Origin of the sequence: Streptomyces sp. NPDC093546, assembly GCF_044765045.1 — a bacterium.
Lineage (GTDB): Bacteria > Actinomycetota > Actinomycetes > Streptomycetales > Streptomycetaceae > Streptomyces.
The window spans coordinates 551,974-572,778 of sequence record NZ_JBIWJG010000004.1; the positions used below are offsets into that span (position 1 = coordinate 551,974).

The 20,805-nt window shown below is 73.4% G+C and carries 22 protein-coding genes and 1 pseudogene; 9 read left to right on the top strand and 14 right to left on the bottom strand.

Annotation, left to right across the window (positions count from 1 at the left end; translation table 11 throughout):
* Nucleotides 1–40: 40 nt before the first annotated feature.
* Entirely contained in the window at nt 41–685 is a 645-nt protein-coding gene (locus ACIRNI_RS12150; protein WP_403550683.1) for a flavin reductase family protein, read from the bottom strand.
* Between the two features lie 65 nt (nt 686–750).
* On the opposite strand from ACIRNI_RS12150, the gene ACIRNI_RS12155 reads away from it, so the two are divergent.
* The gene (locus tag ACIRNI_RS12155; protein ID WP_403550685.1) at nt 751–1,476 is read left to right on the top strand and encodes an ArsR/SmtB family transcription factor; all 726 of its coding nucleotides are present in this window, start codon (nt 751–753) and stop codon (nt 1,474–1,476) included.
* 1 nt (nt 1,477) lies between these two features.
* On the opposite strand, the gene ACIRNI_RS12160 is transcribed toward ACIRNI_RS12155, so the two are convergent.
* Entirely contained in the window at nt 1,478–2,044 is a 567-nt protein-coding gene (locus ACIRNI_RS12160) for a hypothetical protein (RefSeq protein ID WP_403550687.1), read from the bottom strand.
* A gap of 44 nt (nt 2,045–2,088) precedes the next feature.
* On the bottom strand, nt 2,089–2,514 hold the full coding sequence (locus ACIRNI_RS12165) for a VOC family protein (protein WP_403550688.1): 426 nt from the start codon (nt 2,512–2,514) through the stop codon (nt 2,089–2,091).
* 422 nt (nt 2,515–2,936) lie between these two features.
* Here ACIRNI_RS12165 and ACIRNI_RS12170 point away from each other — a divergent pair, with 422 nt between their 5' ends.
* The 3 genes from ACIRNI_RS12170 to ACIRNI_RS12180 all read left to right on the top strand — a co-directional run bounded on the left by ACIRNI_RS12170 (nt 2,937) and on the right by ACIRNI_RS12180 (nt 5,473).
* On the top strand, nt 2,937–3,437 hold the full coding sequence (locus ACIRNI_RS12170) for a GNAT family N-acetyltransferase (RefSeq protein WP_403550690.1): 501 nt from the start codon (nt 2,937–2,939) through the stop codon (nt 3,435–3,437).
* Between the two features lie 174 nt (nt 3,438–3,611).
* Nucleotides 3,612–4,325 (top strand): DsbA family oxidoreductase, encoded by a 714-nt coding sequence (locus ACIRNI_RS12175; RefSeq protein WP_403550692.1) that lies wholly within the window; start codon nt 3,612–3,614, stop codon nt 4,323–4,325.
* An 86-nt stretch (nt 4,326–4,411) separates the two neighbouring features.
* Entirely contained in the window at nt 4,412–5,473 is a 1,062-nt protein-coding gene (locus ACIRNI_RS12180; RefSeq protein WP_403550694.1) for an aminotransferase class V-fold PLP-dependent enzyme, read from the top strand.
* Here the strand turns inward: ACIRNI_RS12180 and ACIRNI_RS12185 are convergent.
* A complete protein-coding gene (locus tag ACIRNI_RS12185) occupies nt 5,419–5,961 on the bottom strand; it encodes a MarR family winged helix-turn-helix transcriptional regulator (protein ID WP_403550695.1) in 543 nt (180 codons plus the stop codon). The two genes, ACIRNI_RS12180 and ACIRNI_RS12185, sit on opposite strands and share 55 nt — an antisense overlap.
* Nucleotides 5,962–6,075: 114 nt before the next feature.
* Here ACIRNI_RS12185 and ACIRNI_RS12190 point away from each other — a divergent pair, with 114 nt between their 5' ends.
* The gene (locus tag ACIRNI_RS12190; protein WP_403550698.1) at nt 6,076–7,158 is read left to right on the top strand and encodes an alkene reductase; all 1,083 of its coding nucleotides are present in this window, start codon (nt 6,076–6,078) and stop codon (nt 7,156–7,158) included.
* A 71-nt stretch (nt 7,159–7,229) separates the two neighbouring features.
* Here the strand turns inward: ACIRNI_RS12190 and thpD are convergent, their stop codons facing one another.
* The 5 genes from thpD to ACIRNI_RS12215 all read right to left on the bottom strand — a co-directional run bounded on the left by thpD (nt 7,230) and on the right by ACIRNI_RS12215 (nt 11,077).
* Nucleotides 7,230–8,102: an ectoine hydroxylase gene (gene thpD, locus ACIRNI_RS12195; RefSeq protein ID WP_355360333.1), complete on the bottom strand. Its 873-nt coding sequence runs from the start codon at nt 8,100–8,102 to the stop codon at nt 7,230–7,232.
* 4 nt (nt 8,103–8,106) lie between these two features.
* The gene (locus ACIRNI_RS12200) at nt 8,107–8,505 is read right to left on the bottom strand and encodes an ectoine synthase (RefSeq protein ID WP_355360336.1); all 399 of its coding nucleotides are present in this window, start codon (nt 8,503–8,505) and stop codon (nt 8,107–8,109) included.
* Nucleotides 8,506–8,547: 42 nt separating this feature from the next.
* On the bottom strand, nt 8,548–9,816 hold the full coding sequence (gene ectB, locus ACIRNI_RS12205) for a diaminobutyrate--2-oxoglutarate transaminase (RefSeq protein ID WP_355360339.1): 1,269 nt from the start codon (nt 9,814–9,816) through the stop codon (nt 8,548–8,550).
* Between the two features lie 57 nt (nt 9,817–9,873).
* On the bottom strand, nt 9,874–10,401 hold the full coding sequence (gene ectA / locus ACIRNI_RS12210; RefSeq protein WP_355360342.1) for a diaminobutyrate acetyltransferase: 528 nt from the start codon (nt 10,399–10,401) through the stop codon (nt 9,874–9,876).
* Between the two features lie 232 nt (nt 10,402–10,633).
* A complete protein-coding gene (locus ACIRNI_RS12215; protein ID WP_403550700.1) occupies nt 10,634–11,077 on the bottom strand; it encodes a cupin domain-containing protein in 444 nt (147 codons plus the stop codon).
* Here ACIRNI_RS12215 and ACIRNI_RS12220 point away from each other — a divergent pair.
* A pseudogene (locus tag ACIRNI_RS12220) lies at nt 11,076–11,984 on the top strand (LysR family transcriptional regulator); the annotation flags it as partial. The gene ACIRNI_RS12215 and the pseudogene ACIRNI_RS12220 overlap by 2 nt on opposite strands.
* Nucleotides 11,985–12,136: 152 nt before the next feature.
* Here the strand turns inward: ACIRNI_RS12220 and ACIRNI_RS12225 are convergent.
* Nucleotides 12,137–13,237 carry a pyridoxal-phosphate-dependent aminotransferase family protein gene (locus ACIRNI_RS12225; RefSeq protein WP_403550702.1) on the bottom strand — a complete coding sequence of 367 codons (1,101 nt, stop codon included), beginning with the start codon at nt 13,235–13,237 and terminating at the stop codon, nt 12,137–12,139.
* A gap of 85 nt (nt 13,238–13,322) precedes the next feature.
* Here ACIRNI_RS12225 and ACIRNI_RS12230 point away from each other — a divergent pair, with 85 nt between their 5' ends.
* Entirely contained in the window at nt 13,323–14,420 is a 1,098-nt protein-coding gene (locus tag ACIRNI_RS12230; RefSeq protein ID WP_403550704.1) for an amidohydrolase family protein, read from the top strand.
* A gap of 47 nt (nt 14,421–14,467) precedes the next feature.
* Here ACIRNI_RS12230 and ACIRNI_RS12235 read toward each other — a convergent pair whose 3' ends face one another.
* Together ACIRNI_RS12235 and ACIRNI_RS12240 are read right to left on the bottom strand one after the other, a co-directional pair.
* The gene (locus ACIRNI_RS12235) at nt 14,468–15,040 is read right to left on the bottom strand and encodes a GNAT family N-acetyltransferase (RefSeq protein ID WP_403550706.1); all 573 of its coding nucleotides are present in this window, start codon (nt 15,038–15,040) and stop codon (nt 14,468–14,470) included.
* Complete coding sequence (locus tag ACIRNI_RS12240) at nt 15,027–17,093, bottom strand: penicillin acylase family protein (RefSeq protein WP_403550708.1); 2,067 nt, start codon at nt 17,091–17,093, stop codon at nt 15,027–15,029. The genes ACIRNI_RS12235 and ACIRNI_RS12240 overlap by 14 nt, the downstream gene beginning before the upstream one ends.
* A 246-nt stretch (nt 17,094–17,339) precedes the next feature.
* On the opposite strand from ACIRNI_RS12240, the gene ACIRNI_RS12245 reads away from it, so the two are divergent.
* Nucleotides 17,340–18,293, top strand: a complete 954-nt coding sequence (locus tag ACIRNI_RS12245; RefSeq protein WP_403550710.1) for an SCO1860 family LAETG-anchored protein — start codon at nt 17,340–17,342, stop codon at nt 18,291–18,293.
* Between the two features lie 14 nt (nt 18,294–18,307).
* On the opposite strand, the gene ACIRNI_RS12250 is transcribed toward ACIRNI_RS12245, so the two are convergent.
* A complete protein-coding gene (locus ACIRNI_RS12250) occupies nt 18,308–18,688 on the bottom strand; it encodes a winged helix-turn-helix transcriptional regulator (protein WP_403550712.1) in 381 nt (126 codons plus the stop codon).
* A gap of 87 nt (nt 18,689–18,775) precedes the next feature.
* Here ACIRNI_RS12250 and ACIRNI_RS12255 point away from each other — a divergent pair, with 87 nt between their 5' ends.
* Nucleotides 18,776–19,624 (top strand): MBL fold metallo-hydrolase, encoded by an 849-nt coding sequence (locus ACIRNI_RS12255; protein WP_403550714.1) that lies wholly within the window; start codon nt 18,776–18,778, stop codon nt 19,622–19,624.
* Between the two features lie 6 nt (nt 19,625–19,630).
* On the opposite strand, the gene cobC is transcribed toward ACIRNI_RS12255, so the two are convergent.
* Nucleotides 19,631–20,698, bottom strand: coding sequence for an Rv2231c family pyridoxal phosphate-dependent protein CobC (gene cobC / locus ACIRNI_RS12260; RefSeq protein WP_403550715.1), 1,068 nt, complete (start codon nt 20,696–20,698; stop codon nt 19,631–19,633).
* Between the last annotated feature and the right edge of the window lie 107 nt (nt 20,699–20,805).

The window sequence follows — 20,805 nt, forward strand, 5'->3', positions numbered from 1 at the left end:
ACACCATCGCCGCCCTCCACCGCGAGCCCCGCGCCACGTACTACCGCGGCCGGCTCCCGGAGGCCGTTTCCGAGCGGAAGCCGTGGCCGACCTCGGGTGCAAGACCGTGATAGTGCCGGAAGTTGTAGATGAGTGGGCTCCAGACAGCCGGGTCGATGTGGTGCGTCCCCGGCACCACGATCCGCTCCTCCGCGTGCACCCGCAGCACCTCGCACTCCACGCCGAAGAAGAGCCCGCCGCCGCCCGGCGTCATCGCGGTCACCCGCGCCTCCAACTGCAGCGGGCACTCGGCGACCCGGGGCGGCCGCACCAGCTCCGAGGAGAGCGGCCGCAGCCCGGCGGCGGCGAACTTGTCCTTCTCGTACCGGTACACGGCCCGCTTGCCCTCCGGTACGGGATCCGCCCCGGTGAGCGGGGCCAGCCGCTCCACGGACTCCCACAGGCCGGGCGAGGGCAGGCTGATCACCAGCTCGGGCCGGGCGGCGAGGTTCCGCGCCGTGTGGCTCTCGCGCCCGAGCCCCAGCATCACGTACTGCCCGAGGGCCCAGGCGGAGGAGACGGGCGCGAGGTTGGCGGAACCGTCCTCGTTCTCCGTACTGAGCAGGGCCACGGGCGTCCCGAAGTAGAGGATGCTCGGCCGGACCACCGTGTGCCGCGTATCAACGCGCTGTGTATCTGTCGTCATGGGCAGGACGCTAGGCGCGTAACACTTCGACGGTGGCCGAAACGTGCCCGCGTGACAATACCGGGGTGCACCTCGACAGCCCGGACGCCCTCGACAGCCCCGACGTCCCCGACCTCGCCTCCCTGGCGGCCCTCCTCGCCGACCGTACGCGCGCCGCGTTCTGCCTCGCGCTGCTCGACGGCCGCGCCTGGACGCCGACCGAGCTCGCCCGCCTCGCCGGCGTCGCCCCCTCCACCGCGACGAGCCATCTGCACCAGCTGGTCGCGGGCGGGCTGCTCGCCGAGGAGCGGCGCGGGCGGCACCGCTACGTACGCCTCGCGGGCCCGGACACCGCCGAGATGATCGAGAGCCTCGCCGCCCACGCCCCGCGGCGCCGCACCCCCGTCCGCTCCCTCACGGACGCCCGCCGCCGCAAGGCGCTGGCGTACGCCCGTACTTGCTACGACCACCTCGCCGGCACCCTGGGCGTAGCGCTCACCGACGCCATGACCGCGCAGGGCTTCCTCACCTGGGACTACGGCCCCGCTCTCACGACCTCCGGCGCCGCCTGGCTGTCAGGGCTCGGCATCGCCGACACCCGCCCGGGCACCGCGCACCGCGCCCACGTCCGCGTCTGCCTCGACTGGACCGAACAGCGCCAGCACCTCGCGGGCGCGGTGGCCGCCGCGCTGCTGCGCCATGCACTGGACGCGTCCTGGCTCGTACGCGAGGAGCGCACCCGCCTGATAACGGTGACGCCGGAGGGCCGCGAAGCCCTCCGGCGCCATCTGCCGCAGCTCGTCCTCGACTGACTCAGTGCCCTCCCCGCGGCTCCACGCAGCCGCCCTCCGCGTACGGCCCGTGCACCTCGACGGAGAGCGGCGGCCCCACCCGGCCGCTGACGCAGGGCCCCGCGCCCGGCACGAACACCGCGAAACCGAGACCGGCCCCGGAGCCGTACGTCTGCACGTCGTCCGCCGCGTACCCCAGCTTCTCCAGGGCCGCCCGCAGCTCCGCCTCGGTGCGTGCGCCGCCGACGCCCCCGCCGATGCGATCGGCGTGCGCCCGGCCCCGGCACTCGGCCCGGGGGCCGAGCCGCCGCTGCTGCTTGAAAGCGTGGTTCTCCGCGTACTTCCGCGCCTCGGGGCTGAGCGCCTCCGTGCTCGTGGACGCACGGGGGGAGGGGCTCGCCGCGAGCCCGGCGCACCGCGTGGTGAGGCCGGGGAACAGCCGGTCGTGCCGGGCCTCGGGATCCTCGGAGGCGGCGGAGGGGGCCGACGGACTCGCCACGGAGGCACCGGCCTCTCTGACGCGCTCGGTACCGCACCCGGCGACCAGCAGCGACAGGCAGACGACACCGGCGGCGGCCGGCAGGCGCATCGGTCGTATCGGTCGTATCGGTTTCACGTGCACCACACGTCCCCTCAGTCGAGGCAGAACTCGTTGCCCTCGACGTCCTGCATCACGATGCACGCGTCATGGCCGTCATACAGGAGTTCCACGCGCACCGCGCCCAGCGGGATCAGCCGCGCGCACTCGGCTTCGAGCGCGGCGAGGCGCTCCTCGCCCACGAGCCCGGTCCCCACCCGCACGTCGAGATGCACCCGGTTCTTGACGACCTTCCCTTCGGGCACGCGCTGGAAGAACAGCCGCGGTCCCACCCCCGAGGGATCAACGCAGGCGAACCAGGCACCGCGATCCTCAGGAGCCTGGGAGCCGTGGAACTCGTCCCACGTGGCGAACCCCTTCGGCGGCGGCGCTTCGTACCCCAGCACCTCGCACCAGAAGCGCGCGACGCGCTCCGGGTCCGCGCAGTCGAAGGTGACTTGGAACTGCTTGATCGACGACATCGGCGCACGATAACAGGGGAGTGCTGTGCCGGGAACGGCCTTCTTGCTGCGGTGGTGTCGAGCCGGCGATGCTGGGCCGGTGCCAGGACAGCGGAAGAGGAAACGTCAGCAGCGGGGTGCAGGCCACACCAGTCTCGATGCAGGCCGCTGGGAGGTGCTCTTCGAGACGCAGGACGAGTCGGAGTGGCATTCCCACCTGCGTCGTCTGCGTGCCGGGCCGCAGCGGATCGACTGGGCTCTGACTCGGGTGGACACCTTCTGTGGGCGCCTGGAGCAGGCGACCACGTACCGACTGAGTCTGTTCGTGCCCGACTCGACACACGGTCCCCGTCGTGAACGGTCCGACCATTGATCCCCATGCCCCCGTGCGGCCCGTCCTCAACTCAAGTGACCACGGTGCGCCACCTGAATAAGGTGGGGCAATGCCCAAGCTGCAGCGGCTGCATGCCGGTCATGCCCCGGCGGTCCTGGCCTTCGAGTCGGCGAACCGCGCCTACTTCGCCGCTTCGGTCCCCGACCGCGGCGACGAGTTCTTCGACCAGTTCACCGCCCGGTACAACGCCTTGCTGGCCGAGCAGGCGGCCGGCGTCTGCGCCTTCCACGTGCTCGTCGCCGAGGACGGCTCGGTACTCGGCAGGTTCAATCTGGTCGACATCGAAGACCACACAGCGGAACTCGGCTACCGGGTCGCCCAGCGTGTCGCCGGCCGTGGCGTGGCGACCGCGACCGTCCGGGAGCTGTGCCGGCTGGCGGCGGCCCAGCACGGGCTGCGCACCCTGCGGGCGGCCACTGCCCGCCGGAATGCCGCGTCCCAGAGGGTGCTGACCAAGGCCGGGTTCGTCCCCGTCGGCCCCGCCGACCCGGCCCACCTCGACGGTGAGCCAGGCACCTGGTATCAGCGCGACCTCGTCCTCCAGCCGTAGAAGATCCTGATCCACGGCTGGAGTATGCAGGGGGTACGTCGCCCGACGCGTGCTCCCGCTCACACCCTCGCCCCCGCGGAATGAGCCACCCCCCGGGCGCGTTCAGGGTGCTGGGCGGAGGTGGCCTCCGCGCCGGACCGCCTGTCGCGTGATGATCGTGGAGGAAGAGAACAGATGCGCGTGGAAATCTGGAGCGACATCGCCTGCCCCTGGTGTTACGTCGGCAAGGCGCGCTTCGAGAAGGGGCTCGCGGCCTTCGCGCACCGGGAGGAGGTCGAGGTCGTGCACCGGTCCTTCGAGCTCGACCCGCACCGGGGCAAGGGGGACGTCGAGCCGGTCGTCGGCGCGCTGATGAGGAAGTACGGCCGCAGCCGCGAGGAGGCCGTGGCGATGGAGGAGCAGGTGGCCGCCACGGCGCGCGGTGAGGGGCTGCCGTACGACACGGCCGGGCGCATGACCGGCAACACCTTCGACATCCACCGCCTCCTGCACCTCGCCAAGGCCCGCGGACGCCAGAGTGAGCTCCTCGACCTCGCCTACCGGGCCAACTTCGCGGGTGAGGGGTCCGTCTACGACCTCGAGTCCCTCGCGCGGCTCGGCGTCGCGGCGGGGCTCGCGGAGGAGGAGGTCCGCGAGGTGCTGGCGGACGCGACGGTGTACGCCGACGACGTGCGCGCCGACGAGGAGGAAGCCGCCCGGCTGGGTGCGACGGGCGTCCCCTTCTTCGTGCTCGACCGCCGCTACGGCGTCTCCGGCGGCCAGCCCGCCGAGGTCTTCACCCGAGCCCTGGAGCAGGCCTGGCAGGGCCGCGCCCTGCAGCCGCTCGGCCCCGCCGGGGACGACGAGGGCGCGGCCGCGTGCGGTGTCGGCGGCGCGTGCGAGTCCTAGACGCCGGGCCTCCATAAGCGTTCCTAAGAGGAAGCGCGGAAAAATACGCAATTGACGAGAGGTCAGGGGAAGCTCAGGGTGGGGGGATGGAAACCCCTCTCGGAGGCGCCGAGTTCGCGCCCGCGCAGACGTACCTGAACACCTCCACCTCCGGGTTGCTGCCCCGCCGGACCGTCGACGCCGTCACGGCGCTAGCCGAGCAGAACGCGGCCGGGCGGGCGGACGGACCCGGCAGCTTCGATGTGGTGGACGTCGCGCGGCAGCGTTACGCCCGGCTCGTGGGCGTGGCGGCGGACCGGGTGGCCCTCGGGGGATCGGTCGCCGTGCACGTCGCGCTGATCGCGGCGTCGCTGCCGCCGGGCGCCGAAGTGCTCTTCGTGGAGGGCGACTTCAGTTCGCTGATCATGCCGTTCACGGTGCGCGGCGACCTCAAGACGCGGTTCGTGCCGCTGGAGGAGCTGGCCGGCGCGGTGCGGCCGGGGACCGCGCTCGTCGCGTTCTCGGCGGTGCAGTCCGCGGACGGGCGGGTCGCGGACATCGCGGCCGTACGGGAGGCGGCGGCCGCGCACGGCGCCCGTACGCTCCTGGACGCGTCGCAGTCGGCGGGCTGGCTGCCGCTGGAGGCGGGCGCGTACGACTACACCGTCGCCGGGGGCTACAAGTTCCTGCTCTGCCCGCGCGGCGCGTCCTTCCTGACGGTGAGCGAGGAGGCCCAGGAGTCCCTGGTGCCGGCCCACGCGAGCTGGGTCGCCGGCGAGGACCCGTGGACCAGCACGTACGGCCCCGTCGACCGGCTCGCCCCGACGGCGCGGCGCTACGACGAGCCGCCTTCCTTCCTCGCGTACTACGGCGCCGAGCGGTCCCTGAGCGTGCTGGAGGAGACCGGTATCGAGGCGATCCACGCCCACGCCACGGCGCTCGCCGCGCGCTTCCGGGCCGGGCTCGTGGACCTCGGCCACGAGCCGGTCGCGGCGGGCCCCGGCGGCTCGGCCGTCGTGGCGGTGCCCGGCCTCGGCGGGCGGCAGCCGGAGCTCGCGCGCGCGGGCGTCCTCGTCTCCGCCCGCGCCGGCAACCTCCGGGTCTCCTTCCACCTCTACAACGCGGTCTCCGACGTCGACCGGGCGCTGGACGTGCTGTCCTCCTCCTGAGCCCCCGCGACCGGGCAGTCCCCCGCCTCCCGGCACAGGTTCGCCTCGACCTTCGCCAGCAGCCGTACGAGCTCGGCCCGCTCGCGCGGGTCCAGCCCGGCGAGGGTGTGCTCCTCCAGGTCGCACCAGGCGGCGGACACCTCGGCGAGCAGCGCGCAGCTGGAGTCGGTCGCCTCGACGAGGACCGCGCGCCGGTCGGCCGGGTCGGGGGAGCGGCGGACGAGCCCGGTGTGCTCCAGGCGCTGGAGCATCTTGGTGACGGTCGACGGGTCCAGGTCCGCCGCCTTGATCAGCTCGGACTGGCGCACCGGGCCCCTCTCCCAGAGGCACATCATCACGAACTCCTGGCCGGGGTAGATCCCGGCGGCCTTGAGCAGGCGGCCCGCGGCGATCCGGTGCAGCCGGGCCACCCGGGCGAGGGTGTGGCTGACCGGGCCACCGCGCGCGGCGGCCGGCAGCGCGTCGCTGCGGGCGGGTTCGGCGGTCATCGCGACTCCTCCTCCTGAGGTTCCTTCCACTTTACCTTGGTCGGCCAAAGAAATGCGCTACAGTGGCACCCGGGCAATTGCTTGGCCGACCACTTAATGCTTCGGGAGTCTCCCATGACCACCGCCTTCGACCCCATCGACCTCGCCGGTACGCAGCTCGCCAACCGCATAGCCATGGCGCCGATGACCCGCAGCCGGGCCACCGCCGACACCCGCGTGCCGACCGCCCTGACCGTCGAGTACTACGCCCAGCGCGCCTCCGCCGGCCTGATCATCACCGAGGGCGTCCAGCCCTCCCCGGTCGGCCAGGGCTACCCGAACACACCCGGCCTGCACAGCGCCGAGCAGGTCGCCGCCTGGCGCGAGGTCACCGACGCCGTCCACGCCAAGGGCGGCCGGATCTTCGCCCAGATCATGCACGCGGGCCGCATCGGGCACCCGGTCGTGGTGGCCGACCACCCCGGCGACCTGCACCCGCTGGGCCCCTCAGCCATCGCCGCCAAGGGGCAGGTCTTCACCTCCGAGGGCCTCAAGGACTTCGTCGTCCCGCGCGAGATGACCGACGCCGAGGTACGCGCCACCATCGCCGACTTCGCCACCGCCGCCCGCAACGCCGTGGACGCCGGCTTCGACGGTGTCGAGCTGCACGGCGCCAACGGCTACCTCATCCACCAGTTCCTCGCCCCCGGCAGCAACCGCCGCACCGACGCGTGGGGCGGCTCGGTCGAGAACCGCGTCCGCTTCGCGGCCGAGGTCGTCAAGGCCGTCGCCGCCGAGATCGGCCCCGAGCGCACGGGCCTGCGCGTCTCGCCGGGCGGCACCTTCAACGACATCGACGAGCCCGAGCCGGAGCCCACGTACGCGGCGCTGCTGGAGGCCATCGAGCCGGTGGGCATCGCCTACCTGCACGTGCTGGAGAGCGCCCCGGCGAGCCGCGAGATCACGCTGGCGCTGCGCAAGCGGTTCTCCGGCACCTTCGTCCTGAACCCGTTCACCGACGGTCCCACCAGCGCCGCCGACCTCGCGCTCGTCGAGGACGGTACGGCCGACATCCTCGCCTTCGGCGCGCTGTTCATCGCCAACCCGGACCTGCCGGCCCGGCTGAAGGCGGGCGGCCCGTACAACACCGCGGACCCGTCCACCTTCTACGCCGGCGACCACCGCGGCTACACCGACTACCCCGCGCTGACCGCCTGAGACCCGCGGAGGGGCGGGACCGCCCGGCGGTCCCGCCCCTTCCCGTACGCCGCGGCCTCACGGCACCGGCGTCACCGCACCGGCGTGAAGTCCCGCGCCCCGATGAACTCCGGTCGGCGCACCGGCGCCGCGAACGGCTCCACCGCGGCGTTCTCCACGCTGTTGAAGACGATGAAGACGTTGCTCCGCGGGTACGGCGTGATGTTGTCACCCGAGCCGTGCATGCAGTTGCAGTCGAACCACGTGGCCGACCCCGCCCGGCCGGTGAACAGCCGGATCCCGTGCGCGTCCGCGAACTTGGTCAGCGCCTCGTCCGACGGCGTGCCCGCGTCCTGCATCTGGAGCGACTTCTTGTAGTTGTCCTTCGGTGTGGCACCCGCGCAGCCCAGGAACGTCTTGTGCGACCCCGGCATGATCATCAGACCGCCGTTGGTGTCGTAGTTCTCGGTCAGCGCGATCGACACGGACACCGTCCGCATCCGCGGCAGACCGTCCTCCGCGTGCCAGGTCTCGAAGTCCGAGTGCCAGTAGAAGCCCGAGGCGCCGAAGCCCGGCTTCACGTTGATCCGCGACTGGTGGACGTACACGTCCGAGCCGAGAATCTCCCGCGCCTGCCCGACGACGCGCTCGTCGCGCACCAGACCGGCGAACACCTCGCTGATCTTGTGGACCTCGAACACCGACCGCACGTCCTGGGACTTCGGCTCGACGATGGAGCGCTCGTCGGCGCGCACCGCGGGGTCGGCGATCAGCCGCTCCAGCTCCGCGCGGTAGACGGCGACCTCGTCGTCCGTGATGAGCTGGTCGACCGCGAGGAAGCCGTCCCGCTCGTACGACCGGAGCTCCGGGGTGACGGTGCCCCACACCACCGGGTCCTGGCGGGGCGTCATCACCTCGGAGGCGCCCCGGGTCGGGTACAGGTCCTGCACAGCGGTCATCGTCATGGTGTCAGCCCTCCTCGGTGAGCAGCGGATAGACGCCGTTCTCGTCGTGGTCCTCCCGTCCGGTGACGGGGGGGTTGAAGACGCACACGCACCGGAAGTCGGTCTTGGGGCGCAGGGTGTGCCGCTCATGGCCGTCGAGCAGGTACATGGTGCCCGGCTCGATCCAGTGCGTCTCGCCCGTCTCGTGGTCGGTCAGCTCGGCCTCGCCCTCGACGCACAGGACGGCCTCGATGTGGTTCGCGTACCACATCGACGTCTCGGTCCCGGCGTACAGCACGGTCTCGTGCAGGGAGAAACCGACCTTCTCCTTGGCGAGCACGATGCGTTTGCTCTCCCAGGTGCCGGACGCGGCCTTCACATGGCGGTCGGTGTTCTCGATGTCCTTCAGCGAACGGACGATCAACGTGCAGTGCCTTTCTGTGCGTGTGTGTGGGGGCCCGGGCGGTCAGGCGGTCTCGCGGACGGCGCGGGCCAGCGTGCGCAGCCCCTCGTCGAGCTCGTCGGGCGTGATGGTCAGCGGCGGCAGCAGCTTGACCACCTCGCTGCGCGGCCCCGAGGTCTCCAGCAGCAGCCCCAGCTCGAAGGCGCGCCGGCAGACCGCGCCCGCCCGCGCCTTGTCGGCGAACTCCATGCCCCAGACCAGCCCGCGGCCCCGGTAGTGGGCGCCGTGGGCGGAGTTCTCGTCGCAGATCGTCAGCAGCGCCTGCTCGACCTGCTCGCCGCGCGCGATGGTCTGCTTCTCCATCTGCCCGTCGGCCCAGTACGTGTCCAGCGCGGCGGTGGCGGTGACGAAGGCCGGGTTGTTGCCGCGGAAGGTGCCGTTGTGCTCGCCCGGGCCCCACACGTCGAGCTCCGGCAGGAAGAGGCAGAGCGACATGGGCAGCCCGTAGCCGCTGATCGACTTCGACAGGGTGACGATGTCCGGCGTGATGCCCGCCTCCTCGAAGGAGAAGAAGGCGCCCGTGCGGCCGCAGCCCATCTGGATGTCGTCGACGATGAGCAGCATGTCCTGGCGGTCGCACAGCTCCCGCAGCGCCCGCAGCCACTCGGGCCGGGCCACGTTGATGCCGCCCTCGCCCTGCACGGTCTCCACGATCACGGCGGCCGGCTTGTTCAGGCCCGACCCCTGGTCCTCCAGCAGGCGCTCGAACCAGAGGAAGTCCGGCACCCGCCCGTCGAGGTAGTTGTCGAAGGGCATCGGCGTACCGTGCACCAGCGGGATGCCCGCACCGGCCCGCTTGAAGGCGTTGCCGGTCACGGCCAGCGAGCCGAGCGACATGCCGTGGAAGGCGTTGGTGAACGACACGATCGACTCGCGCCCCTTCACCTTGCGGGCCAGCTTGAGCGCCGCCTCCACGGCGTTGGTCCCGGTCGGGCCCGGGAACATCACCTTGTACGGCAGGTCGCGCGGCCGCAGCACCACGTTCTGGAACGACTCCAGGAAGGCGCGCTTGGCCGTGGTCGCCATGTCCAGACCGTGGGTGATGCCGTCGCGTTCCAGATAGTCCAGGAGCGCGCGTTTCAGCACGGGGTTGTTGTGGCCGTAGTTGAGTGAGCCGGCTCCGGCGAAGAAGTCCAGGTACGTGTGCCCGTCCTCGTCCGTGAGGCGGGCGCCCTGGGCGCGGTCGAACACCGCGGGCCAGCCGCGGCAGTAGCTGCGTACCTCGGATTCCAGGGTCTCGAAGACGCTCAGGGCGGGCGGGGTGATGGTCACGACGGTCTCCTCGGAAGAGTGGGGTCTCAGGCGCGGGGGTCTCGGGCGCGGAGGGTCTCAGGCGGCGATCGGGCTGATGCGGTAGAGCACCTCGGGCTCGTGCGTCCCCTCCGGGAACAGCCCCCCGTCGAAGAGGACCTCGCGCTCCACGGAGGCGCCCCGGCGCTCGGCGTACGAGGTGAAGAGCCGATCCGACGCGGTGTTGTCCGGGGTGATCGTCGTCTCGACGGTGTGGACCCCGCGCCCGGCGAGGCGCACGGTCAGCGCGTCCAGCAGGACACCGGCGAGGCCGCGCCCGCGGTGGGCGTGGTCGACGGCGACCTGCCAGACGACGAGGGTCCCCGGCCGCTCGGGCCGGATGTAGCCGGTGACGAAGGCGATCGGCTCACCGTCGGCCCCGCGCGCCACCAGCGAGGTGCCGGCGAAGTCCCGGCACCACAGCAGGTAGCTGTACGAGGAGTTCAGGTCGAGGACCTTGGAGTCGCGGGCGATGCGCCATATCGCGGCTCCGTCCTCGACACGGGGAGCGTCGACTTCGAGGAATTCGTTTCGGGCTCGTGCAACGTCTGCTTGCGCGGCGGTCATGCGGATTGAACTTACCCAGCAAATTCTGAAATTGCATCGCCGGTCGGGGTTGGACCGGCGCCCCTCATGTGTTATTCGCGCGTGTGCGGACCAGCCCGTTTTGACCTGCTATTACCTGCATAAATCAGACAGCTTGTGGACTCCGTCACACCTTGATCAGGTCCCTGAAATCCGCCTGTTTAACCTCCCGGAAACCGGGCAGAAGAATGCGGGAAGCTACCCCCCGAGTAATTCACCAATTCCCTGCCGTGAAATGGACGTCGAATTCCCTTTGCCTGGGCAGCAGGTTCTCCCAGCGGTCCTCCCCGCGCGCGATCCGCCCCAGCGCCCGGAAGTACCCGAACCGCTCCACTCCGGGCGTGAGGACCGCCAGCAGGTCCGCCTCCCGCCCGGGCGCCGCGCGGAACGCGTGCGGCATGCCCGGCGGCACCACCGCGAGGTCGCCCGCCGTGACGGTCACCACCTCGGTGCCGAGCAGCACCTCCAGCGCGCCGTCCAGCACGTAGAAGAGCTCCGTCGACCGCAGGTGCCGGTGCGGCTTCGCACCGTCGGCCCCGGCGGGCAGCGTCAGCCGGTTCACGCCCGCCGCGCCGCCGTCCACCAGCAGCCGGAACACCGCTCCCGAGGGCGGCTCCACCGTCTCCGCCGCACGCTCCCGCACCACCCGTTGAGTCATGACCGCTCCCTTGTCCGTACGTCCGGGTTCCAGTACATGGCGGGAAGAAGACGTGACCAAGAAGCGGTTGACCCGCACAGTGATCATCAAAGGTGATGGGTGGGGGGACCAGGTGGAGCTGCGTCAGCTGGAGTATTTCGTCGCGGTCGCCGAGGAGCTCGGCTTCGGCCGGGCCGCCGAGCGGCTGCACATCGTCCAGGCGTCGGTCAGCCAGCAGATCGCCCGCCTGGAGCGCGAGCTCGGCCTGCGGCTCTTCGACCGCTCCACCCGGCACGTGCGGCTCACCGCCGCCGGTGAGCGGCTGCTGCCCGAGGCGCGCGCCGCGCTCGCCGCGGCCGACCTGATCCGCCGCACCGCGGCCGGGATCGCCGCCGGCACCGAGGGCCTGATCCGGCTCGGCACCACCCGTGCGTTCGCCGACCGCGTCTACCGGGCGCTCGACACGCTGGCAGCGCGCCGACCGGGGCTCCGCGTCCGGCTGGAGCGGGCGCCGCAGGAGGCGCGGCTCGCGGCCGTGCGCTCCGGCACCTTCGACGCCGCACTCGTACGCACCGTGCGCGAGGCCGAGGGGGTGGCGCTGCACCCGCTGTGGTGCGACCCGCTGATCGCCGCGCTCCCCGCCGGGCATCCGCTCGCGGCGGCCGACGTGCTGAGCCTCGACTCTCTCGCGCACCTGCCCCTGCGGCTGGCGCCCCGCGCCGCGAACCCGGCCTTCCACGACCTGATCACGTCCGCGCTTCCCGGGATGACGCCGGGGCCGCCGTTCACCACGCTGCAGGACACCCTCACGGACCTGGCGGCCGGGCAGGACCCGTCCTGGACGGTGTTCTACCCGGTGGGGAACCTCCCCCCGACCACCCGCGTGGTCTTCCGCCCCCTCCCAGCCCTCACGGTCCCCGTCTCCCTGGCCACCCCGCCGGGGCCGCCGCCGCCGGCGCTCCAGGCCCTGCTGGACGCGCTGACGGCGGTGCCGCTGACGACAGTGCCACTGACGACGGTTCCGCTGACGGACGGTGTCGTGCCGACCCCCCGCACCCGCCAGGGGGACGGGGCCGAGCCCTACCCCCACACCTCCGCGACGGCGCCCCGCGCCGCCTCCACGTCCACCACCGCGCCCGCCTCCCGCAGCGCCGCCCCCAGCGCCGCCAGCGACGACGCGACCGTCTCCGGCGAGGCGTCGGGGCCGTAGTGGTTCACCCGGATCATCTCCTTCGCGAGCGCGCCACCGCCCGCGACCAGCGGCACCGCCGGGTCGTGGGCCAGCGCCGCGCCCACGACCGCCGAGGCGTCCACGCCGTCCGGCACCCGCAGCGTCGTCGCCACCGGCGCCGCGTCGCGCGCCTCGCGCACGTACGGCTCCAGCCCGCCGCCCAGCGCGAGCGCCCCCGCGCGCGTGGCCGCGGCCGCCGAGGCGTGACGGGCCGTCACCACGTCGAGCCCGTCCGCCTCGATGCGCTCCAGGCACGCCTCCAGCGCCAGCATCTCCAGCTGCGCGGGCGCGTGCAGCAGCGCCCGCCGACCCCCGTCGATCCAGCGCTCCTTCCAGTCGAGGAGCGAGAGGTACGAGCGGCGCGGGGCGCGCGGGTTGGCCGCGAACCGCTCCCAGGCGCGCGCGCTCACCGACACCGCCGAGACCCCGGCCGGCCCGCCCATCGCCTTCTGCGCGCCGATGACGCACAGGTCCACGCCCCACGCGTCCGGCAGCAGCGGCTCGGCGCCCACCGAGGCCACGGCGTCGAGCATGAACAGCGCGCCGTGCGCCCGTACGACCTCGCCGATCTCGGCGACCGGGTTGGTGTTTCCGGTCGCGGCCTCCGCGTGCACGAGCGAGACGAAGTCGATCTCGGGCTGCCGCTCCAGCGCGTCGGCGATCTGCTCGGCGGTGACCGCCGCGTGGAACGGCACCTCCAGGTCGACGACGTGCGCACCGCAGTCCCGCAGCCAGTTGCCGAAGGTCTGCCCGTACGGCCCGGTGATGACGTTGAGCGCGGTGGAACCGGGCCGGGCGCCCGAGCGGATGCAGCCCTCCAGGGGCAGCAGCGCCTCGCCCTGCGTGATGACCACGTCCTGCTCGGTGGCGAGGAGTGCGCCCACGCGCCGCTCGATGGCCGCGAAGCGGTCGGCGGTCAGCGGGGGCAGGTCGAGGAGGGGATGGTTCACGACGGACAGCTCTCTTCTTCGTATCTCTTACGTCACTTACGGCCGGCCCGCCCGAGCCTACCCACGCCCTCGTAGAGTGCTGCACATGACCAACGACGTGGTGCTGCACGTGAAGGGACGGGTGCTCGCCGGCCCGGAGGACGTACGGGACGAGCTGTGGGTGGTCGGCGGGCGCGTCACCTACGACCGCCCCTTGGGCGCGGCCGCGGCGGACGTCCGGACGGTCACCGGCTGGGCGCTCCCCGGCCTCGTCGACGCGCACTGCCACGTCGGCCTGGACGCCCACGGCGCCGTCGACGAGGCCACCAGCGAGAAGCAGGCCCTCACCGACCGGGACGCGGGCACGCTGCTGATCCGCGACGCCGGCTCCCCGGCCGACACCCGCTGGATCGACGACCGCGAGGACCTGCCGAAGATCATCCGCGCGGGCCGGCACATCGCGCGCACCCGCCGCTACATCCGCAACTACGCGCACGAGATCGAGCCCGCCGACCTCGTCGCGTACGTGGCCCGCGAGGCCGGGCGAGGCGACGGCTGGGTGAAGCTGGTCGGCGACTGGCTCGACCGGGAGAAGGGGGACCTGGGCGCCTGCTGGCCGCGCGCCGAGGTGGAGGCGGCGATCGCCGAGGCGCACCGGCTCGGCGCGCGCGTGACGGCCCACTGCTTCGCCGAGGAGTCGCTGCGCGACCTCGTCGAGGCGGGCATCGACTGCGTGGAGCACGCCACGGGCCTCACCGAGGAGACCATCCCGCTCTTCGCGGAGCGCGGCGTCGCGATCGTCCCGACGCTCGTGAACATCGCGACGTTCCCGAGGCTCGCCGCCGGCGGCGAGGCCAAGTTCCCGCGCTGGGCGGACCACATGCGCAGGCTGCACGAGCGGCGGTACGACACGGTGCGCGCCGCGTACGACGCGGGCGTCCCGGTCTTCGTCGGCACCGACGCGGGCGGCTCGCTGGCGCACGGCCTGGTCGCGGCGGAGGTCGCGGAGCTCGTCAAGGCGGGCATCCCGCCGCTAGACGCGCTGTCGGCGACGGCCTGGGGAGCGCGGGCGTGGCTGGGGCGCCCGGCCCTGGAGGAGGGCGCCCCGGCCGACCTGGTCGTCTACGAGGAGGACCCGCGCGCGGACGTCCGCGTCCTGGCGGCCCCGCGCCGGGTGGTGCTGCGCGGCCGCGTCGTCGGCTGACGCATCGGCGGCCCGGGAACAGGCGACGCCTCAGCGGCTGAGGCCCTTCAGGCCGACAGGAACAGCAGCCGCGCGCGCTTCTCCGCGATGTGCACCTCCGGCAGCACGACCTCCGGCAGGACCACCTCCGGGCCCAGCTCGAACCCGTTGCGCACGAGCAGCGCGATCGCCTTGTCGTTCGCCGCGTCCGGCTCGGCGACGATCCGCCGGTGCCCGCTCAGCGCGTACGCGACGAAAACGGAGACCAGCCGGGAGGAGAAGCCGCGTTCCGGCGTACCGGCGGGCGCGAGCAGCAGGTGCACGCCGATGTCGCCGGGCTCCGCGTCGTAGCACTCGCTGACGCGGTCGGCCTCGGGCTCGTACGTCTGGAAGAGCGCGACCGGCACGCCGTCCCGGTACGCCAGGAACCCGTGGTGCGTGGTGAGCGAGTCGAGGTGCGCGTAGATCTCGCGTACGTCGTCGACGGTGGCGTCCCGCATGCCCCAGAACCGCGCCCGCTCCTCGCTGACCCAGCTGTGGAGCAGCTCCGCGTCCCGGTCGGGGTCGATGCGGACGAGCCGGACGGTCCCGAAGCCGTCGACGGTCTGCTCGTACACGCAGTCGGTCTCAGTGGTGGTCATGCCGCTCCTCGGTGAGCTGGTTCCAGTCGGTGATGACGGGGGCGAGGTCGCCCCGCAGCCACAGGGGCAGCTGGTCGCGCTGGTGCGGGTCGCCGGGGACGCCCGAGGCGCCGAACGGCACCACCCAGAGGCTGTTCTCGCGCCGGGCCAGGTCCCACACGTAGCGGGCGGCGGGCCCGCGGGCGGCGCGGTCGGTGAGGCCGGGCACGGACGACGTGGAGCACACGCAGTCGTGGTCGCCGTCGAGCCCGGGCCAGTCGGCCGTGGAGTCCGGCAGCGCGGCCCACGGCGCGAGCCGGTGCGTCGCCCCCCAGGGCTCGTCGGACACGCCGGCGTCGGCGACCGCCACGAGCGCCTCGCGGACGACGGCCAGCCGGTCGGCCTCCGGGACCGGCCCGCCGGTCAGCAGGGTCTCCAGGGCGTAGGCGACGCGCGGCACCAACGCCAGCCAGGGCTGGAAGAGCGCGGGGTACGCGGGCGGCGTGGCGAGTTCCGCGAGCGCGGGGTGCCGGGCGAGGCGGCGTACGACCTCGGCGCGGACGGCCGCGAACGCCGCCGCGTCCGTGCTGTCGGCGTCCATGCGGCGGTTCCAGCACAGCAGCCGGTCGCGCAGGGCGACCGCCTCGGGGCCGAGGTCGGCGGCTCCGGCGACGAGGGTGAGCAGCGGGCGCGCCGAGGCGAGGTGCGTGTCCGTGTGCACGGCGGCCATGGCGGGCGCGGTCCAGTCGGCGGAGGCGTCCAGCAGCCGCGCGATGCGCCGCGCCCGGTGCGGTGGCGCGAACTCGACGCCCAGGGGCGCGGCGAGGCCGCGCGCGTTCGCCATCACGGCGACGCCGTCGACGGCCTCGCGCGGCAGCGGCGCGTGGTGCCCGGTCCATTCGTGGCCGGGCTCCCAGGCGGGTACGACGCGGAGCCGGTTGTCGCGGTGGCGCAGCGGGACGTAGCCGGCGACGCGGTGGAGGGAGCCGCCCTCGGTGTCGGCCGCCTGGACGACGTTGACCGGCTCGATCCAGCGGTCGAAGGCGCGGTCGACGTCGGCGACGGTGCGGGCGGCGAGCAGCGCGGGCAGGGCGGTGAAGCCGAGTTCGCCGGTGACGCGCGGCGGGTAGCGCAGGCTGATGGGGCCCTCGGCGTCCTCGGGGATGATCACGGGGCCGCGCCCGGTCTCGACGATCTCCACCTCGACCGGCTCGGCGTCCTTGACCTCGATGGTCTCGGTGTGGACGCGGGCGGGCTCCCAGCCGTCCGGCCCGAGGGCCTCGACGCCGCCGTCCCCGGTGCGCCGGAGCCGCTCGCGGTACAGGTCCTGGTAGTCGGCCATGGCGTTGGTGATGGCCCAGGCGACCGCACCGGTGTGGCCGAAATGCGCCATGCCGGGTACGCCGGGGACGGCGAGGCCCACGACGTCGAACGCGGGGCAGGCGAGCCGGATCTGCTGGTACACGCCGGGCGCCTCGATGAACCGGTGCGGGTCGCCCGCGATGAGCGCGGCCCCGGTGGCGGTGCGTTCGCCGGTGACGAGCCAGCCGTTGCTGCCGGAGGTGGCGGGGCCGTCGGTGGCGAAGAGCTCGATGTGCTCCTCGCCGAGGCGGCGGGCGACGGTGTCGCGCCACAGCTTGGTCGGGAAGCCGGCGAAGAGGATGTGCGTCGAGAGCCACACGGCGAGCGGCGTCCACGGCTCCCAGCGCCCGGGGACCAGCCCGGTGGCGGCGAACTCGGGGGAGAGGCGGACACCTTGCGCTTCGCCGTGCGCGAGGCCGTCGTTGACGCCGTCGACGTACGCGTCCACCCAGGTACGGGTCTTGTCGTCGAGCGCGTCGTAGCAGCGTCGCGCGGTGTCGGCGAGCCGGGCGCGGCGGGCGAAGAGGTCCCAGTCGAGGGCCTCGGCACCGAGGAAGGAGGCCGTGGTGCCCTGGGCCCGGTGCCGCTCTACCTCCAGCTGCCAGGCGCGGTCGAGGGCGGTGGTACGGCCCTGGGCGTAGCTGAGTTCCTGCGCGTCGGCGGCGCGGAGGTGCGGGATTCCCCAGGCGTCCCGGTAGACCTCGATGCTCACTCTTGTCCCGATCTCTTTAGGTTAGGCTGGCCTAACTTAAGACATGGTCGTTCGAGAAGCAATCCGGCCACATTCGAACATGGGCGCGCATGCCACCCCTTGGTGTGAACTCCCGTTACGCGCCTGACGTTTCACCCCCGTCCCGCCAGGATTCCGGTGTCCCGCGTTGCCGCCGCGCCCCACGTGTCCCCGTGGTTCGAGGCGGCGGCGACGCCATGCCTCCCACCGTCTCCATGGGGAACCACCGTGAACACGATCAGAACCGCCTCCCGCCGGCTCCACCTGCCCGCCGCCACCGCCCTCGTGGCGCTCGGCACGCTGACCGCCGGCCCGGCGCACGCCACACCCGGCACAGGCTCCGCGGAGGGCCGGGCGAACGCGGCCGTCCTGCGTACCGCCCTCGACGTCTCGCTCCTCGACAAGACCGTGAACGTCCCGCTCACGGCCACGCTCAACGCGGTGCAGGCCCCGGCGGGCGCCGCCCCGGCGGGCGCCGCCCCGGCGGGCGCCCCGGCGAGCGCGGAGAAGACCGCGCTCACCGTCACGCTGGACGGCGTCGACCGGGGCAGGCCCTTCACCCTGCTGCGCGCGGACACCGCCACCGCGAAGGCCACGGCGGACTCCCGCCGCGCCGAGGCCTCCACCCGCCTCGCCCGCGTCCGGCTCCACGTCCCCGGCCTGCCGCTGCTCTCCCTGGTCGAGGCCGATCAGGTCACCGCCCGCGCGGTGTGCGAGGCGGGCAAACGCCCGGTCGCCGAGGCGAACCTCCTCGGCAAGGTGACGGTCCTCGGCAAGAGGGTGACGCTCACCCCCGGCGGCCCCACGCGTGTGCAGGCCCCCGGCATCGGCGAGGTCACGCTGCACCTCTCGAAGTCCGACACCACCACCCGCACGGCCGCGGCCACCGCCCTGTCCCTCAAGGTCACGGTGAACCCCCTCAGCCTCAACGTCGCCGACGTCAACGGCACCCTGACCCTCGCCGAAGCCTCCTGCACGGCCCCCAAGCCCCCCGCGAAGCCCGCCGCCGGCGTCCAGCCCCAGACGGCCGCCACGAAACCCGCCGCCACGGCCCCCGCCCAACCCGACCTCGCGGCCACGGGCGCCGGCCCGACGACCCCGTACATCGCCGCCGGCGCCCTGACCCTTCTCGCCGCGGGCACGACGGCCCTCCTCACCCTCCGCCGCCGCCGACGCGCCTGACCCCGCCCCGGCGCCTACCGGCCAGGCCCGGCGTCCCCTCGGGCCGCGCCCCACTCCCACATGCCCCGCACCACCGGCTCCAGCTCCCGGCCCCGGCTGGTCAGCAGGTAGTGGACCCGGGGAGGCCAACCGGGGGTGCGGTGGCGTTCGACGACCCCCGCGGCGGTCAGCTGGGCCAGCCGGTCGGAGAGGACCTTGTCCGAGAGGGCGGGCAGGGCGGCGGACAGCTCGGAGTACGTGGCCCGGCCGCGGCGCAGGAACTCGCGGAGCACCAGGGGCGTCCAGCGGCCGCTCAGCGCCGCGAGGGTGATGTCGACGGGGCAGCGCGGTTCGGGGCCCGGCGGAACGAGTGCGCTGTCCGGGCAGTCCGCCAGCGGTCCGTCCCGATCGGCCACCGGTGCGTGTCCAACCGTTTGGTGAGTCACGAAGGCCCCTCCTACCGTCCGTCGAGGACATCCCGCCCACTCGAACCCAGGGGCCTCATGCGCATCCATCACCTCAACTGCGGTTCGCTCCGCAGCATTCCGTCTCCCGGCGACGCACCCACGCCGGGTGCCGGCGACCGGGAAGCGGCCGTCGTATGCCACTGCCTGCTCATCGAGACGGACGCCGACGGCCTGGTCCTGGTCGACACCGGCCTCGGTACCGCCGACCTGCGACACCCGGAACGGTCACTGGGCGCGGACTGGGTCGCCTACGCCCAGCCCGCGCTGGACCCCGCGGAGAGCGCTCTGCGGCAGGTCGTCCGCCTCGGGTACGCGCCCCGGGACGTGCGGCACATCGTGCTCACCCACCTGCACCGCGACCACACGGGAGGACTTCCGGACTTCCCCCACGCACGGGTGCACGTGCACCCCGACGAGTACCGCGCCGTCACCGACCCCGCGGCCGCACACCACCGGCACACCCTCGACCGCTTCATGCCGGCACACCGGGCCCACGGGCCGCTGCTGACGCCCGCGCTCGTGGACGGGCCTACGGAGTGGTTCGGCTTCCCGGGCGTGGCGCGCCCGCAGGGGTTGGCGTACGAGCTGCTGCTCGTATCGCTGCCCGGCCACTCGGCGGGGCACGCGGGCGTCGCCGTGCGCGACGGCGACGGCAGGTGGCTGCTGCACGCGGGCGACGCGTACATGTACCACGGCGAACTCGAGCACACCCCGCCGCTCGCCCACCCCGTCCTGGAGCCGGTCCAGCAGGGAGCGCAGACGGATGCCGCGGCTCGCGCCGCTGTCCGCGACCGGCTGCGCGGCCTCCGCCGCGACCGCGCGGACGAGGTCACCGTCTTCAGCGCACACGACCCGTGGGAGTTCGCCCGCCTCGCCGCCCTCTAGGGGGTGTCAGCCCTTCGCCGCGCTCCCCGCCATCACCAACGCCTGGTCCAGAGCCTGGAGGAATCGGTTCGTCGTCACCCGGTCGCGGACCGCCAGGCGGAGCCAGTCGGGGCCCAGGCCCGGGAAGGTGTCGCCGCGGCGGGCCGCGAAGCCGAGGGAGCGGAGGCGGTCGCGGACGGCGTCGGCGCCAGTGATGCGGACCAGGACGAAGGGGCCCTGCGCGGCCGCCACGGCCCGTACCTCCTCGAACTCCGCGAGGCCCGCCAGCAGATGGGCGCGGTCCGCCGCGATCCGGTGAGCCGCGTCCGCCGCCTCGGCCAGGGCCGCCGGGGACATACAGGCCTCCGCCGCCGCCAGCGCGGGCGTGGAGACCGGCCACAGGGGCTGCGCCCGCTCCAGGGCGGCCACGGTGTCCCGGTCGGCGAGTACGTACCCGATCCGCAGGCCCGCGAGGCCCCACGTCTTGGTGAGGCTGCGCAGCACCACGAGCCCCGGTACGTCGGTGCGGCCCGCGAGCGCCTCCCGCTCGCCCGGCACCGCGTCGATGAACGCCTCGTCCACCACCAGGGTCCGCCCCGGCCGGGCCAGCCGGGCGAGGACCGAGGCGGGGTGCAGCACGGACGTGGGGTTCGTCGGGTTGCCGACCACCACCAGGTCGGCGTCCTCGAGCACCGCCGCCGGGTCCAGCCGGAAGCCGTCCTCCTCGCGCAGCAGCACCCGCCGCACCTCGTGCCCCGCGTCCCGCAGCGCCGCCTCCGGCTCCGTGAACTGCGGGTGCACCACCACCGGTCTGCGCACCGGCAGCGCCCGCGCCAGCAGCACGAACGCCTCCGCCGCCCCGGCCGTCAACAGCACCCGGTCGACCGGCAGTCCGTGCCGCGCCGCCACGGCGGCCCGCGCCGCCCGGCCGTCCGGATAGGCGGCGAGCCCGGTCAGCGACCGGGCGATGCGCTCCCGCAGCCAGTCCGGCGGGGTGTCGGCGCGGACATTGACCGCGAGGTCGGTCAGCTTCTCGTCGCGGACCTCCGCGTCACCGTGGTGCCGCAGGTCGTGGGTGTCAGTGTCGGTATGCATGGCCGCCATGGGGGGTGGGTGGGGGAGTGGGGGACGGATCACCGGGGTGGCTCAAGGGGTGACTCAAGGTTGGCTCAAGGGGTGACCCGGGGGATGACTCGAAGGAC